This window comes from Mucilaginibacter sp. OK283, from assembly GCF_900110415.1.
Lineage (GTDB): Bacteria > Bacteroidota > Bacteroidia > Sphingobacteriales > Sphingobacteriaceae > Mucilaginibacter.
Window position 1 is genome coordinate 47626 of sequence record NZ_FODR01000019.1, and the last position, 13491, is coordinate 61116.

Consider the following 13491-nt stretch of genomic DNA (forward strand, 5'->3'; position numbering starts at 1 on the left):
AGGGCTATTGTTTGTTATATTGCGCCAACCTTTAGTATCACTTTTACGTTTAAAGCCGTAATAAAGGATGCATGAGATGTTAACCATATGCAGTACTTTACCTTATCTGTTTTATTGCCTGGTGGTTATATCCCGTTGCTTTCGTTTTTTACACCTATAAAATTCAGCAATGAAAAAACACTTATTTACACTTTTATTTATTGTGGCGGCCTCTTTTGCTGCAAAAGCTCAAATTGGCACGGGCCGGTATTATATTGGCGGCAGCCTTAATTACAATTACGATGGGTATGGCTATACCAACACCTATTCGTACGCAGCCGGTACTACAGTTTATACCAATCATGGTATATCTAACCTGCAAATTAACCCCGACTTTGGAATGTTCCTGTCAAAAAACTGGGCCATTGGCATCCAACCGGGCTATTCACGCACAGGTGGTACCGAAACATCTGTTTATACCGCGCTGGCGGGCAGTGGCACCACCAGTTATACCTATGATCGTAAGTATCATACTGATGCCCTGTCATTAGGCATCCACTTCAGGTACTATTGTATGCTGAATGATAGGATTGGCATATTCCCGCAGTTTGGCGTTACCGAAGCAAATGATATCAACAACTTTAAATCGGGCTCGATAAGTGTTGGCGGCAATCCCAACATCGTATTTTTTGCCACTAAAAAGCTGGCTGTAAACCTTGGCTTTGGTAATATATTGTATACCCATGATTATCAAACCAAAGCCAATTCATTTAACATAGGCCTGAATACCAATATTGGGTTTGGTGTAAATTATTATTGGGGGAAACAGTAGTTTGAGTGGTGAGTGGTGAGTGATGTCTGCCCTGAATAACGAAATCAGGGTAGGCATTAGTAAGCAAGCCTCATATAAATCTCCCCTGGTAGGGGAGAAATTAATTAAGTAGAGGATTTACTTGGGGCCGTTTCAAATAAAAGGCAAATAGAAAGAAATAGAGACCCGCAACACGCTACCCGCAACCCGAACCCCATTGTAAAAATCTTATATCAACAAATAAATACTTTGGCAATTCATGTTGTGTTCATAAAAAATACTTTTTTTAGTAGCTTGAATAATTATTTCAGTATTTTTAGTTAATGCGGCCAATCCGGATAGTTTTTATAGCCTTTGTTTTATTATGCCCCTTGTTTGTTTTGGCGCAATCCGCTACTATCACCGGTAAGGTGGTACATGGCGAAAGTAAATCGCCATTGGCCAATGCCAGTGTATTTTTAAATAACGCTACTTACGGCACCTCAACTGCCGAGGATGGCACGTTTACCCTTTCGGGTATTAAGCCCGGCCAGTATGATCTTATTGTTACAGTAGTGGGATATGAGGATTACTCGCAAACGGTGCAGGTAGGCCATGTGCCCTTAAAGCTCGATATATCCCTCACCCAAAAAGTATTGATGTTGCGCGAAGTTGTGATAAGCAGCAATGCCGACTGGAAAAAAAATTACGAACAATTCAGGAGGGAATTTATTGGCACCACCGAAAACTCTAAATTGTGCAAAGTGCTTAACCCGCGCGTGCTTAACCTTAATTATCACCGCAGTAAACAACGGCTGGAAGCTGATGCTGATGAGTTTTTGGTGATGGAGAACAAGGCTTTAGGGTACCGCACCAAATATTTACTTAAAAACTTTGTAAGTGATGGTATTGAGCATACCATACAATACTCGGGCAGGGCATTGTTTGAAAACCTGCCGGGATCGGCCGAACAAAAAAGAATATGGAAACACAAACGTGAGGAAGCTTATTATGGCTCGCCCCAGCATTTTTTCAGGTCGTTATATAAAGATAAATTAAAGGAAGAGGGTTTTGAAGCTCACGACTTTACCCGAGTCCTTAACCGCGAACGGCCACCAGAAGAACTGATACAGCAAAAAATAAAAAGATATAAAGAAACCAACCGCGACTCGGTTATGCACTGGTACAAACTCAGTAACCTAACCAAATGGAGCGACGAAAATGTGGTGAAGATTCCGTACCAGCCGATGGAAATTTTGCGCAGTACACCCGAGGCCGGCATTTACGCCATTACCTTTCCGCACTTTTTGTACGTGGTATATACCAAAAAGCACGAACTTACCGAATTTAAAGATGTATACCGCCCGCTGGATATGGAAAACTTTGAAACCAGCATTATTACCCTTTACGGTACTTACGCCTTGTTTGATAACAACGGCACCGTAATATCAAATCCCGCCCCTCTTTACGAGGGTACCTGGTCAAAAGCCAAGCTATGCGATTTACTGCCGGTTGATTATGAGCCGGGGGACTAATTAGTCATTGCGCTTCGTTGTCATTGGTCATTGTCGCTGCGCTTGTCATTGGTCATTTGTCGGATTTATTTGAGGTTTCAAAAACATTTTTTTTGCCCATCAACCTTGCCCCTAAATGACTAATCAACAATTTTCCCTTTATCGAGTGTTAAAACCTTGTTAACGCTCTCGGGGATTTCATGCTGGTAATGGGTTACATATATCAATGTTACATTGCTTAACCTGCAAAGGGTATCTACCAGGTTTTTAAAGTGAAGTTGCTGATGGTCATCCATTCCCTGGCAGGGTTCATCAAAAATAAGCAGTGCAGGATTTTTAATCAGCGCCCGAGCAAGTAAGCATAAACGCTGGGCACTTGCCGGTATGTTTTTTAAAAGTATCCGGGCATATTGGTCAATTTCAAGCGTTTTCATCCATTGCAAGGCAATAGCTGCCATTTGCTGGTTGCTTGGCCTAAATAGGCCCAATGTATCATAGTATCCCGATTCAACTACCTGCAGGCAACTGTTATCCGTAGGGAAATATTGATGCAGCTCGGGCGATACAAAACCTATTTTTCTTTTGATATCCCAGATACTTTCACCTGTTCCGCGTTTTTTATCAAATAAAACAATGTGGTTGGCGTAAGCCTGCGGGTTATCGCCATTTATTAAACTGAGCAATGTTGATTTGCCCGCACCATTGGGGCCAAGCAAAGCCCAGCGATCGCCTGTTTTAATTTCCCAATTTACATCATCCAGCACTACTTTGTCGCCGTATTGAATGTGCACGTTTTCCATTTTTACTATATGGTTATAGGTTACACGCGGTTTACCTGTGTTTAATAAACTGCTAAGCGCTGTTATGTCAATACTATCGCCGGCATTGGTAATAAACTGCTCCGGTTTAAAATCAGCCCTGGCAAGTTCATGAATAATCGCACCCGCATTTAGCACGGCCACGTTGGTAATGGCTTCCGGAATTTCATGTGGTGCGGTAGCAATAATTAAATTAATGCCCGATGCGGTTATCTGCCTGATAATATCATTAAACCCCTGCCTTGTTTTTAAATCAAGGCCGGTTAGCGGATTATCGAGCAATAATAAAACAGGATTTTTAAGTAGGGCAGCCGCAAGCATCAGGCGTTTTGTTTCGCCGTTTGATAATTTTATCAATTGTTTATCCTGCAGGGGATCAAGATTTAATAACAGCATTACCCTGGGTAAAGTCCAATATCCACGTGTAGCTTCGCCGACGATGTTATTTAAATAATGATTAACAGTTAAAGCATCCTCTGAATCGGACGAGTTATAGCGCTGTTGATAATAAAAGTCGGAAGTGTTTGATAAATTTCGGAAATGGTGCCTGGGCTCAACAATGGCAATTAATTTTGTTTTATTGCCGCTACCGCCGGTAACAGGCATTTTACCGTCAGGCTTGCTTTCGAAGTTGTAAGTAACGGAGCCGCCGGTAATATTAAAGCGGCCGGCTATAGTTTGTAGTAGCGCGCTTTTGCCAGACCCACTTGGGCCAACGAGCGCCCAGTTTTCGCCTTTATTGATGGCAAATGTAAGATTTTCAAACAGGGTGTTGTTCAAAAATCTTACAGTAGCACTGTTTATAGAAAAAATAGTATTAGCCATGAACTGCTTTAGTAGCCGGCAAAATTAAACATCTGCCCGAAAAAAGCGCTTAGGCATAGTGCTGTTTTATTTTAAATATTAACGAAAGGCTTAAGCAGTTTTCTTAAAGTTTTGGTTTGGCGTAATGTTGGCGTTACTCTTGTTTAGCCTGTTCCAACCTTCAATATTAACCATCTCATCTTTCACAAAATTGTTGCATTTTTTATTTGGGCAGGCAACAATCCAATATTTTTTTGATTGTTCAATGTGAGGCCTGGTTCCACATTTTATGCAATTTTCGCATTTAATATTTGGTTGTATTTCAAAAGTCATAGCAATATGTAGTTATAAATAGATAATTCAAAATTATGAAAATATTTCGGCATCAGCTAAAATTTAACCAAAACATGCACTATAAGTATGTTAATACCTGTGTTTTGATAAAACTAAATAGATTGGCACTTCTTCTTCTCTTTGTTGTAATACGCAATAACCGTTCCGTTTTGAAATTGTTTTAATATTTAATCATTGTTTTATATTTTATTTTTCAGGTTAAAAAAATCATCATAAATACCACCTCATTTAGCCTTTACAACGCACGGTTGATTAAAAAAAGGATTTTTAATCAACCGTGTGTAGGTTCTGCTATACACTTTTTATCAAACTTATGTACACTTGCCATTTTGCCCGCAGGCTTTCTTTATCGCCAGGAAAATTGAAGGTTTTTTATATTAGCAGCTGCCTAAATCTGATTTAGATTTTTTTCGTATTGTATAAAAATCTGCTCCGTTGCCTTTGGCCAATGGAATAATGACTAAAAAACAAGGGGCCAGCTGCTTTACTAATTGAGTCAAAGCCTCCAATAATGCTTCCTTTTACCGTCAACCTCCGTTAACGGTAATGAATAATTTTCGTTTTCAGACAACTCCTTAGGAGAAAATACTTCTGGCCGCCACGGCTGCAGGCCAGACAGCGGCGCAACTGCGTGCGGGCAAACAAAAGGCATTAAAGAAACACGATATAGTGCAACCCCTTAACGCCAAAAAGTATAATAGTTATAATTTAAGGTGGCTTTTTTACTTTATGCGGCTGATGAAGTTTTAAATATTTCTGCACCACATCAAAAGGAGGCATTGGCTGTTTATGCCCGACTTCGAAAAAAGGCGTGATTCTTGTTACCAGATAGGCTGGATGCAGAAAAAAATGCCTGCAATATTCTTTGGGTTATATACACTTATAAAAAAATGTTATGAAAAAAATTCATTTATTGATGATCGGGTTAGTCCTTTCTACACTAAGCGGCTGCTCTGTTATCACCGGGATATTTAAGGCGGGCGCCGTAGTTGGCGTGATATCAGTTATTGTTGTTGTTTTGGTTATCGTGTGGCTTATTTCACTATTTAGGAAGTGAACAATTATTTCTTAGTAGTATATTTTTTATCTATTTGATTAAACAATTTGATTTCAGATAGGTTGTACTTGTATAAAAACATAATTCATCATGGAAAATTCACAAGCAACAACAGAAGTTTTAAATGACCTGGTTCAGATTAATAACGACAGGATAAAAGGGTATGAGCGAGCCCTTAAAGATTTAAAAGATGGCGAAAGCGATTTGAGGATGCTTTTTTTAAGTTTGATTGACGCAAGCAATCGGTATAAAAATGAATTGGGCAAAGAAGTTGAGGTGTTGGGCAAAGATATTGACACGGGCACTTCAACCAGTGGTAAAATACACCGGGCCTGGCTGGATGTAAAGGCGGCCTTTACTGCTCATGATACGCACGATATTTTAGAAGAGTGCGAATTTGGCGAAGACGCTATTGTAAAAGCTTACCGGCAAGCGCTGGACGAAGAATATATTCCCGCATTTTTACGCGATATTATAACCAGGCAACAAGCCGAAATATTGGATGCGCACGACGAAATAAAAGCATTACGCGATAGTGTTCACTAAGAAATTAGTATCACGTATCAAGACCGGGTTGTGATGCCTTGGTTTGATAGGCGGCACTTCTTAGGTGAATATTTTACTGCCTGGCAAATAACCTTGGAACCTGATACTTGCTACTGATAAACAATTTGATACTTCATAAAAAAACGCACCTGAAAACCAGGTGCGTTTTTTTAGAAATCTAAAAAAAGTCAGATTACATTTTTTTAGTAGTGTCTTTCTTGGTAGTGTCAGTTTTAGCTGTATCAGTTTTAGCTGAATCTGCTTTAGCTGTATCCATTTTTGCAGTGTCCATTTTTGCTGAATCTGCAGCTGAAGATGAACCAGAACCTTTACAAGCAGCAAATGAAGTAGCGATAGCTAAGGCAACTAAGCCTAATTTGAATGAATTTTTCATGTTCAATTTTTTTAATGAGTGATTTAATAGTTTTTCTGTTAATACCTTAAACAAAAAAAGGTAACCCATAATTTTAAAATAAAATTACAGATTACCTTTTTTATTGTAAATAAACTAATAAATCTATAAAAAGGCATGAAAATTTATACTTCAGCCAGTTTAAAGGCTTAGTAATTATTTTTTAGCTGTATCTTTTTTTACAGAGTCAACTTTAGCTTCGCCAGCTTTAGCAGTTGAATCAGTTGCTGCAGTTGAATCTTTTTTCACTGAATCAACTTTCGCTGAATCTGCTTTAGCTGAATCTGCAGCTGAAGATGAACCAGAACCTTTACAAGCAGCAAATGAAGTAGCGATAGCTAAGGCAACTAAGCCTAATTTGAATGAATTTTTCATGTTTTGAGTTTTATAAGTTTTAATAATTTTTTGATCGTTCGGTTATTAATACAAATTAATGATAAAAGGTAACCCATGATTTTTTAAAAAAATATTGGTTACCTTTTTATCAAAAAAAACTATTAAACCATAAAAAGAATTGCAGGGAATACCCGGTATCTTTTTTATAGCACTATAGCAGTTAATTATTTTTTAACTGAATCTTTTTTTACTGTATCAACTTTAGTTGAATCAGTTTTAACTGTTGAGTCAACTTTAACTGTTGAATCAACTTTAACGGTAGTATCGCTATCACCTTTTTTAGCATCACCATTACAAGCTGAGAAAGAAGCAGCAATAACTAAAGCTACAAAGCTGGTTTTCATTAAATTTTTCATCGTTGTGTGTTTTAAAATGTTAGTGTTTTTTTAACGTTTACTGTTGTTAATACACTTAAATGAAAAAGGTAACCCAATAAATTAATTAAAAAGTAAAATATTATATTGCTATTTATCTTAAGGTAGTAGCGGTAAGTTTGGTTGTAAGTTTTTTTTTGCAGATTTGCCCGCTATAATATAATTTGTTCCAGGGGTTACTTATTTGCAATTACAGTATTAACATTTGAAGAGAATCAACAAGAATAAGAGTCCGGAATCAAGAAAGGAAAAAGCCCGGTTTGAATGTCCGGGCAGATAATTAAATTGTATCATTTTGTATTGAATTTAACTACTTTTAGTCAGTTTTGATTCTTGACTCCTAACTCTTGATTCTTTTTTTACACCGTTGGGTTACATTTTGGCATAAACAGTATTAAGAGTGAATAAAGACTTAAAAGCTTCGGCACCAACAGACAGCGAAATAGTTCTTGGGATACTTAACAATTCGGAAATAGTACTGAAAAGGCTATACACAACCTATTTCCCTATGATATTACAGTTAATTATCAACAATAACGGAAATGAGGATGATGCCAAGGATATATACCAGGAAGCTATTATTGTTCTTTATAACAAAATAAAATCGGGCGAGTTTGAATTAAGCAGCAAGCTTAAAACATACATTTACTCGGTTTGCCGCAGGCTTTGGCTTAAAAGGCTAAGCCAGATGAACAGGTACGGAGGCGATATCAGGGATTTTGAAGAATTCCTGCCTGTTGATGACGAGGTTGAAAAACATAATGACCGGGATATACAGTTTAATAAAATGGAGGCGGCCCTCCAATTGTTAGGCGAACCGTGTAAAACTATTATGGAAGATTTTTATATACATAACAGATCGATGCAGGAGATCTGCGAACGTTTTGGGTACACCAATGCCGATAATGCCAAAACGCAAAAGTATAAATGCCTGCAAAGGTTGAAAAAGTTATTTTTTCAGCAGAAGTAAAAGGAGTGTAAAGAGATGAGCGAGAACCTGATTCTGGAATTGATTGAAAGGTACCTTAACGGCGATATGACGGCCGCCGAACGCGCCGAATTTGAGATATTGCGTAAAAACGACGCTAATGTTGACAGCAAGGTAATAGAACACAAACTATTTGTAGGGCTAATTAAACAATACGGCGAACGCATTGAGCTGGAAAAACGCCTGGATGCTATCCACAACGAGATTGATGTGCATACTTTGAAGGAAGAGTTGATGATACACCCTAACTGGATAGTTAGCATGTGGAGGCATCACCATTCAAAAATATCGGTAGCTGCTTCTATAGCTATTTTTGCCATATTGAGTACTTTGTTTTTTACAGGGAAGCTGAATAATCATAATTCAAATGATGTTGAATTGTTAAGTCAAAAAGTTGATCAGCTCAACAATAAAACAGACAAGCTGGCCCAAAAGACTGATAATTTGGCCAATCAAAGAATAACAGATAAGCAGAAGAAACTTACCAACCCTGGTAATTTCAGGGGAACCGGGTTTGCGTTATCTTCAAATGGTTATATAGCAACAGATTATCACATCATTAGGGATGCCGATTCTGTATATGTACAGAATGCGGCCGGAGAGTCGTTTCATGCAAAAGTTATTTATACCGAGCCTAAATACGATATAGCTATTTTGCAGATAAATGATCCTGCGTTTAAAGATCTTGGAAATGTGCCTTACAATTTTAAGAAACCATTAAGCGATTTGGGCGAAGATGTTTATACCTTAGGTTACCCAAGCGGCGAAGAAAATTATGGTCCAGGTTCGTTAACAGCAAGAAATGGCCACTCCGGCGATACAACAGAATACCAGGTATCTATTCCCGTTAATCCCGGAAATAGCGGTGGTCCGTTGTTAGATAGTAAAGGAAATGTTGTTGGTATTATAAGCGGCAGACAGCCCGAAATGGCTGGCGCAGGTTTTGCAAAAAAATCGGCTTATCTGTTAAAAGCGATACAAAATATACCATCCGACTCATTGAGCAAGGATTTAACCCTAAGTACAAAAAACACGCTGGCAGGTTTAAGCCGCCCGCAACAAGTTAAAAAGCTAAAAAACTATGTGTTTATGGTTAAAGCTTATTAATAACGCCCAATTCCAATAAAAATTAATAATTGAAAGGAGATGCCGTAAGGTGTCTCTTTTTTTATTAGGGGCTTTTTTCTGAACAGGATTCGTCGGATTTATCAGATTTTTTTGGATTTTGATTTGCATGTCTGAACTCGAATTAAACGAATTTTTAGAATTTCTCGAATTGGCCTTTGAATTCTGTTAATTCTTTAATTCGTTTAATTCGAGTTCAGACAATTTGCGTTAGGGATTGGCGCGGATACCGGCCGGGTGAAGGGAAAGAGGGCAGGCTACGGCTAAGGCCTGTGCAGTATGAGCAAAAAGCCCGGCCGCAGGCAACGCCCCTGATTATAGTAGCAAGTATTTAGTATTAGCTAAATTTACTAAAGGCACCCCCTCCAGGTTGTTTCGGTACCTGTTTTAACCAACCACCGGCACAAATATTTGGATGCGCTTAAATGCGAAAAATATCATTTTAGTGTTAACCATGATAAAATATAAAATATTGATTATTAAATATTTATAAGTATTTTGTTTGAAATGTGTTAAGTTATGTTAACCCAATTACATGCGTTTGTCCTGTGCAGGCAACGCCCAAGTTAATATCAAGTAGTAAGTATCAAGTAGCAAGACAGTAGTCTACCGATCTACTTCTCCAAGCACAAAATCAATAGATCCTACTATAGCAATCAAATCGGCAATCAGTACACCTTTTGAAATTTCGGGCAATACGGAAAGGTTATTAAAGCTTGGCCCACGAGCTTTTACACGGGTGGGAATTTCGGATTTGCCGTCAGCAACAAAGTAGAAACCCAGTTCGCCTTTGGCGCCTTCGCAACGTACGTAGTAATCCTGGGGTTTGGGGATAGTTTTTCGGGGCATTTTTGCACGCGGGTCAAAATCCGGTGTGCGTTTTAGTTCTTTTTGCAGGCGGTCGAGGCATTGCTCTACAATTCTTACAGATTGTTCAATTTCGTCGACACGTACTTTGTAACGGTCCCAGCAGTCACCCACTTTGCCCATCAGGCCGGTACCTATCGGGATTTCGAAATCAAGCTCGGGGTAGGCCGAATAATTATCAATACGACGTAAATCCCATTTAAGGCCCGATGCCCGCAGCATAGGGCCGCTGCAACCGTAATTAATGGCCACATCTAAAGGCAGCATGCCAACACCTGCCGTGCGCGATATAAATACCTGGTTATCGGTCAGCAGCTGGTTAAGTTCCACCATTTTGGGTTTAAAATACTCCACAAAATCGCGGCAGCGCTCCTCAAAGCCAACCGGCAAATCATAAAACAGGCCACCTACCCAAATGTAATTATACAACATGCGCGATCCGGATGCCCACTCCAGCATACCCATAATATGCTCCCTATCCCTAAAGCACCATAAAAAAGGGGTAAAAGCACCTATATCAATACCGTAGGTGCCAATAGCTATCAGGTGCGATGCAATGCGGTTAAGTTCACATACCAGCACACGGATGTATTCAATGCGTTTTGGGATATCTTTATCAATGCCCATCATGCGTTCAACACCCATCACAAATGCGTGGCTGTTGTTCATCGATGCCAGGTAATCAAGCCTGTCGGTAAAAGGGATGGTTTGCTGGTAAGTTAATGATTCGGCATGTTTTTCAAAACATCGGTGCAGGTAACCAATATGAGGTATTACTTCCTTTACAATTTCGCCATCGGTTATCAGCTCCAAACGCAAAACGCCGTGAGTAGATGGATGCTGCGGGCCCATATTAAGCACCATATCCTCTACACTGGCATCTGCAATTTTTTTATTGTAGTTAAGAAGCGCTTCTTCGTATTTTGAATTAGTGATAACCAATGTTGCGTGCTGTTTTGTTGATGCCAAAAATCAGTATTTTTTTCGTTTATCGGGCAAAATTCACGTAAAATTAAATATAGGGCATAAATTTTAATGAGCTTTTAATTTGCACCGCTGTCGGCATTCTTTAAAATACTTTAGGCTTTTTTGCTATCCGGCATCGCCCGGTAATTATAATTTTATAGTTTTATGGCAAATTATTTCCCTGCATAAATAATTCAAAACTCAAAGTATTTAATCACCAATCAAAAAATGAAAAAAGTAATTCTTGTAACAGGGGCATCATCCGGTTTAGGTTTGGCTACCGCAACAGCACTTGCTGCCCAGGGCCATACTGTTTATGGCACCACGCGCGATATCAAACGCATCAGCGATGTATCATTTATGCCTTTACAAATGGATGTTACCGATGATGCATCTGTAAACGCGGCTATTGCAACTATTATTAAAGCCGAAGGCAAGATTGATGTTTTGGTTAACAATGCAGGTAACGGTATTACCGGCCCGCTTTATGCCATGCCGGTTGATGCTGCAAAAAAACAGTTTGAAGTTAACTTTTTTGGCGTTGTACGTGTAAGCAGCGCCGTTTTGCCGGGTATGATTGAAAAGGGTACAGGGCTTGTTATCAACATTGGCTCGCTGGCCGGTTTGTTTGGCCTTCCTTACCAGGGCTTATACAGCGCATCAAAATTCGCGATAGAAGGTTACTCCGAAAGCCTGCGTATGGAATTGCAAAATACAGGCGTCAAGGTATCGGTAGTAAATCCTGGTGACTTTAAAACCGACTTTACCGGCAACCGCGAAAAACTGCCTTTTACCCTTAAAAATGATAAATTGAAAGCAGAGTTTGACGCAGCCGTTGCCGCCATGGAAAAAGACGAAAGCATTGGTGCTGCGCCTTCAAAACTGGCAGCTCAAATTGTAAAAATAGTAGGCAAATCAAAACCCGCACACAGCTATTTGGTGGGTGCCATAGGCCAAACCATAGTGCCTACTCTTAAGGCTATTTTACCAGGCTCGGTTTTTGTAAAATTAATGAACGACCATTACGGGATTAAGTAGGTTGACGAGTGGTTGATTTAATTTGAGAATTTGAAGATTTGAGAATTTGAAAATGCTTCTTTTTTAATTCTGCCAATTCTTTAATTCTGAAAATTCTGATTCAGAATATTAACCACTCACCATCGACCCCCTCACCAAAACAATGCAAGAAAAAAACAACAAAAAAACCATCTGGGGATGGGCTATGTTCGATTGGGCCAACCAGTCGTATAACATGGTAATAACATCTACCATATTCCCGGCTTATTATGTAGGTATTACCCAGTACAATAATCCGAAGGGGATGGTTACTTTTTTTGGGCACCGGTACGTAAATACAGTGCTGTCAAATTATATCCTCGGGCTATCATACCTGATCATCGTAGCGCTATTGCCAATTTTAACTTCCATCGCCGATTACAAGGGCCACAAAAAACTGTACATGCAACTGTTTACTTGGCTGGGGGTACTTGCCTGTTTTGGTTTGTATTTTTTTGAGATGAAGACCTTTGAGTTTGGGATGATATGTTTCGGGCTGGCCTCTGTGGGGTATTGCGGCGGCTTTGTATTTTATAACTCCTACCTGCCGCAAATAGCCACCATCGATAAGCAGGATGCGGTAAGCGCCAAGGGTTTTATTTATGGTTTTGCCGGTAGTATTGTGGTACAGGTGCTTTGTTTGGTATTTGTGCAATGGCACGCCTGGTTTGGGATGACGGAAGATAAATCGGCCCAGCTTTCTTTTCTGATAGTTGCCTTATGGTGGATAGGCTTCTCGCTTATTCCATTTTACCTTTTACCCAAGGGGACGCCAAATGCAGGATCGCATGAGTATAATGTGTTTACCGGTGGCTTTAAGGAGTTGGCTAAAGTTTTCAAAAAAGTTAAACAGCTGCCTTTATTAAAACGTTTTTTACCTGCGTTCTTCTTTTACTCGGTAGGGGTACAAACTATTTTGCTTGTGGCGGCCAACTTTGCCGCCAAAGAGCTTAAAATGCCCGATGATGCATTAATAGGCATAATACTGGTTATCCAGGTGGTGGCTATAATTGGAGCTGCTATAACAGCTAAAGCATCAGAAAAATATGGCAACGTTAAAGCCCTATCGGTTATAGTAGGGATGTGGTGTGTAATATGCGCATGCGTTTACTTTATTGCCAATGCAAACCAGTTTTACGTTGCCGCTGTTTTTGTTGGCCTGGTTATGGGGGCCGTACAGTCGTTATCGCGTTCAACCTATTCTAAATACATCCCGCCGAACATCCCCGACACAGCATCGTATTTCAGCTTTTATGATGTCACCGAAAAATTATCAATTGTAGTAGGTCTGTTTACTTTCGGCTTTGTAGAGGGATGGACAGGCGAAATGCGCGATTCGGCCCTGGTGCTTGATTGTTTCTTTTCAATCGGTTTTGTTTTATTGATCACGCTGTTGATTTTTGAACGAAAAATGAAGGCCGCCGAAGCGTTGGCGTAATTCTGAA

14 protein-coding genes are annotated in these 13491 nt (G+C 39.5%); 8 read left to right on the forward strand and 6 right to left on the reverse strand.

The genetic code is table 11. The features are described 5' to 3' along the window. Positions 1-169 precede the first annotated feature (169 nt). Entirely contained in the window at positions 170-811 is a 642-nt protein-coding gene (locus BMX56_RS28050) for a hypothetical protein (protein WP_090653033.1), read from the forward strand. A gap of 302 nt (positions 812-1113) precedes the next feature. After that, positions 1114-2304: a carboxypeptidase-like regulatory domain-containing protein gene (locus BMX56_RS28055; protein ID WP_090653034.1), complete on the forward strand. Its 1191-nt coding sequence runs from the start codon at positions 1114-1116 to the stop codon at positions 2302-2304. A 119-nt stretch (positions 2305-2423) separates the two neighbouring features. Here the strand turns inward: BMX56_RS28055 and BMX56_RS28060 are convergent, their stop codons facing one another. After that, on the reverse strand, positions 2424-3926 hold the full coding sequence (locus tag BMX56_RS28060) for an ATP-binding cassette domain-containing protein (RefSeq protein WP_090653035.1): 1503 nt from the start codon (positions 3924-3926) through the stop codon (positions 2424-2426). Between the two features lie 90 nt (positions 3927-4016). Then, the gene (locus tag BMX56_RS28065) at positions 4017-4238 is read right to left on the reverse strand and encodes a hypothetical protein (protein ID WP_090653036.1); all 222 of its coding nucleotides are present in this window, start codon (positions 4236-4238) and stop codon (positions 4017-4019) included. Positions 4239-5154: 916 nt separating this feature from the next. Between BMX56_RS28065 and BMX56_RS29935 the strand changes: the two genes are divergently transcribed. Both BMX56_RS29935 and BMX56_RS28070 read left to right on the forward strand, forming a co-directional pair. Next, positions 5155-5316: a phosphatidate cytidylyltransferase gene (locus tag BMX56_RS29935; protein WP_143065551.1), complete on the forward strand. Its 162-nt coding sequence runs from the start codon at positions 5155-5157 to the stop codon at positions 5314-5316. 90 nt (positions 5317-5406) lie between these two features. Then, positions 5407-5862: a PA2169 family four-helix-bundle protein gene (locus tag BMX56_RS28070; RefSeq protein ID WP_090653037.1), complete on the forward strand. Its 456-nt coding sequence runs from the start codon at positions 5407-5409 to the stop codon at positions 5860-5862. Between the two features lie 193 nt (positions 5863-6055). Here the strand turns inward: BMX56_RS28070 and BMX56_RS28075 are convergent, their stop codons facing one another. From BMX56_RS28075 to BMX56_RS28085, 3 genes are all read right to left on the reverse strand, one after another. Further along, positions 6056-6256 (reverse strand): hypothetical protein, encoded by a 201-nt coding sequence (locus BMX56_RS28075; RefSeq protein ID WP_090653078.1) that lies wholly within the window; start codon positions 6254-6256, stop codon positions 6056-6058. A 174-nt stretch (positions 6257-6430) separates the two neighbouring features. Then, the gene (locus BMX56_RS28080; RefSeq protein ID WP_090653038.1) at positions 6431-6649 is read right to left on the reverse strand and encodes a hypothetical protein; all 219 of its coding nucleotides are present in this window, start codon (positions 6647-6649) and stop codon (positions 6431-6433) included. 185 nt (positions 6650-6834) lie between these two features. Further along, positions 6835-7026, reverse strand: coding sequence for a hypothetical protein (locus tag BMX56_RS28085; protein WP_090653039.1), 192 nt, complete (start codon positions 7024-7026; stop codon positions 6835-6837). Between the two features lie 418 nt (positions 7027-7444). On the opposite strand from BMX56_RS28085, the gene BMX56_RS28090 reads away from it, so the two are divergent. Next, positions 7445-8014 (forward strand): RNA polymerase sigma factor, encoded by a 570-nt coding sequence (locus BMX56_RS28090; protein WP_090653040.1) that lies wholly within the window; start codon positions 7445-7447, stop codon positions 8012-8014. Positions 8015-8029: 15 nt separating this feature from the next. Next, positions 8030-9139 carry a S1C family serine protease gene (locus BMX56_RS28095; RefSeq protein WP_090653041.1) on the forward strand — a complete coding sequence of 370 codons (1110 nt, stop codon included), beginning with the start codon at positions 8030-8032 and terminating at the stop codon, positions 9137-9139. 624 nt (positions 9140-9763) lie between these two features. On the opposite strand, the gene BMX56_RS28100 is transcribed toward BMX56_RS28095, so the two are convergent. Then, positions 9764-10960 carry an NADH-quinone oxidoreductase subunit D gene (locus BMX56_RS28100; RefSeq protein ID WP_090653079.1) on the reverse strand — a complete coding sequence of 399 codons (1197 nt, stop codon included), beginning with the start codon at positions 10958-10960 and terminating at the stop codon, positions 9764-9766. A gap of 258 nt (positions 10961-11218) precedes the next feature. On the opposite strand from BMX56_RS28100, the gene BMX56_RS28105 reads away from it, so the two are divergent. Continuing rightward, positions 11219-12028: an SDR family oxidoreductase gene (locus tag BMX56_RS28105; protein ID WP_090653042.1), complete on the forward strand. Its 810-nt coding sequence runs from the start codon at positions 11219-11221 to the stop codon at positions 12026-12028. Positions 12029-12170: 142 nt separating this feature from the next. Continuing rightward, complete coding sequence (locus tag BMX56_RS28110; protein WP_090653043.1) at positions 12171-13484, forward strand: MFS transporter; 1314 nt, start codon at positions 12171-12173, stop codon at positions 13482-13484. The last annotated feature ends 7 nt before the right edge of the window (positions 13485-13491 follow it).

Bases quoted from the DNA above. Each gene is read 5' to 3' on its own strand.
- BMX56_RS28050 (WP_090653033.1), top strand. From the start codon at position 170: ATGAAAAAACACTTATTTACACTTTTATTTATTGTGGCGGCCTCTTTT.
- BMX56_RS28055 (WP_090653034.1), top strand. From the start codon at position 1,114: ATGCGGCCAATCCGGATAGTTTTTATAGCCTTTGTTTTATTATGCCCC.
- BMX56_RS28060 (WP_090653035.1), bottom strand. From the start codon at position 3,926: ATGGCTAATACTATTTTTTCTATAAACAGTGCTACTGTAAGATTTTTG.
- BMX56_RS28065 (WP_090653036.1), bottom strand. From the start codon at position 4,238: ATGACTTTTGAAATACAACCAAATATTAAATGCGAAAATTGCATAAAA.
- BMX56_RS29935 (WP_143065551.1), top strand. From the start codon at position 5,155: ATGAAAAAAATTCATTTATTGATGATCGGGTTAGTCCTTTCTACACTA.
- BMX56_RS28070 (WP_090653037.1), top strand. From the start codon at position 5,407: ATGGAAAATTCACAAGCAACAACAGAAGTTTTAAATGACCTGGTTCAG.
- BMX56_RS28075 (WP_090653078.1), bottom strand. From the start codon at position 6,256: ATGAAAAATTCATTCAAATTAGGCTTAGTTGCCTTAGCTATCGCTACT.
- BMX56_RS28080 (WP_090653038.1), bottom strand. From the start codon at position 6,649: ATGAAAAATTCATTCAAATTAGGCTTAGTTGCCTTAGCTATCGCTACT.
- BMX56_RS28085 (WP_090653039.1), bottom strand. From the start codon at position 7,026: ATGAAAAATTTAATGAAAACCAGCTTTGTAGCTTTAGTTATTGCTGCT.
- BMX56_RS28095 (WP_090653041.1), top strand. From the start codon at position 8,030: ATGAGCGAGAACCTGATTCTGGAATTGATTGAAAGGTACCTTAACGGC.
- BMX56_RS28105 (WP_090653042.1), top strand. From the start codon at position 11,219: ATGAAAAAAGTAATTCTTGTAACAGGGGCATCATCCGGTTTAGGTTTG.
- BMX56_RS28110 (WP_090653043.1), top strand. From the start codon at position 12,171: ATGCAAGAAAAAAACAACAAAAAAACCATCTGGGGATGGGCTATGTTC.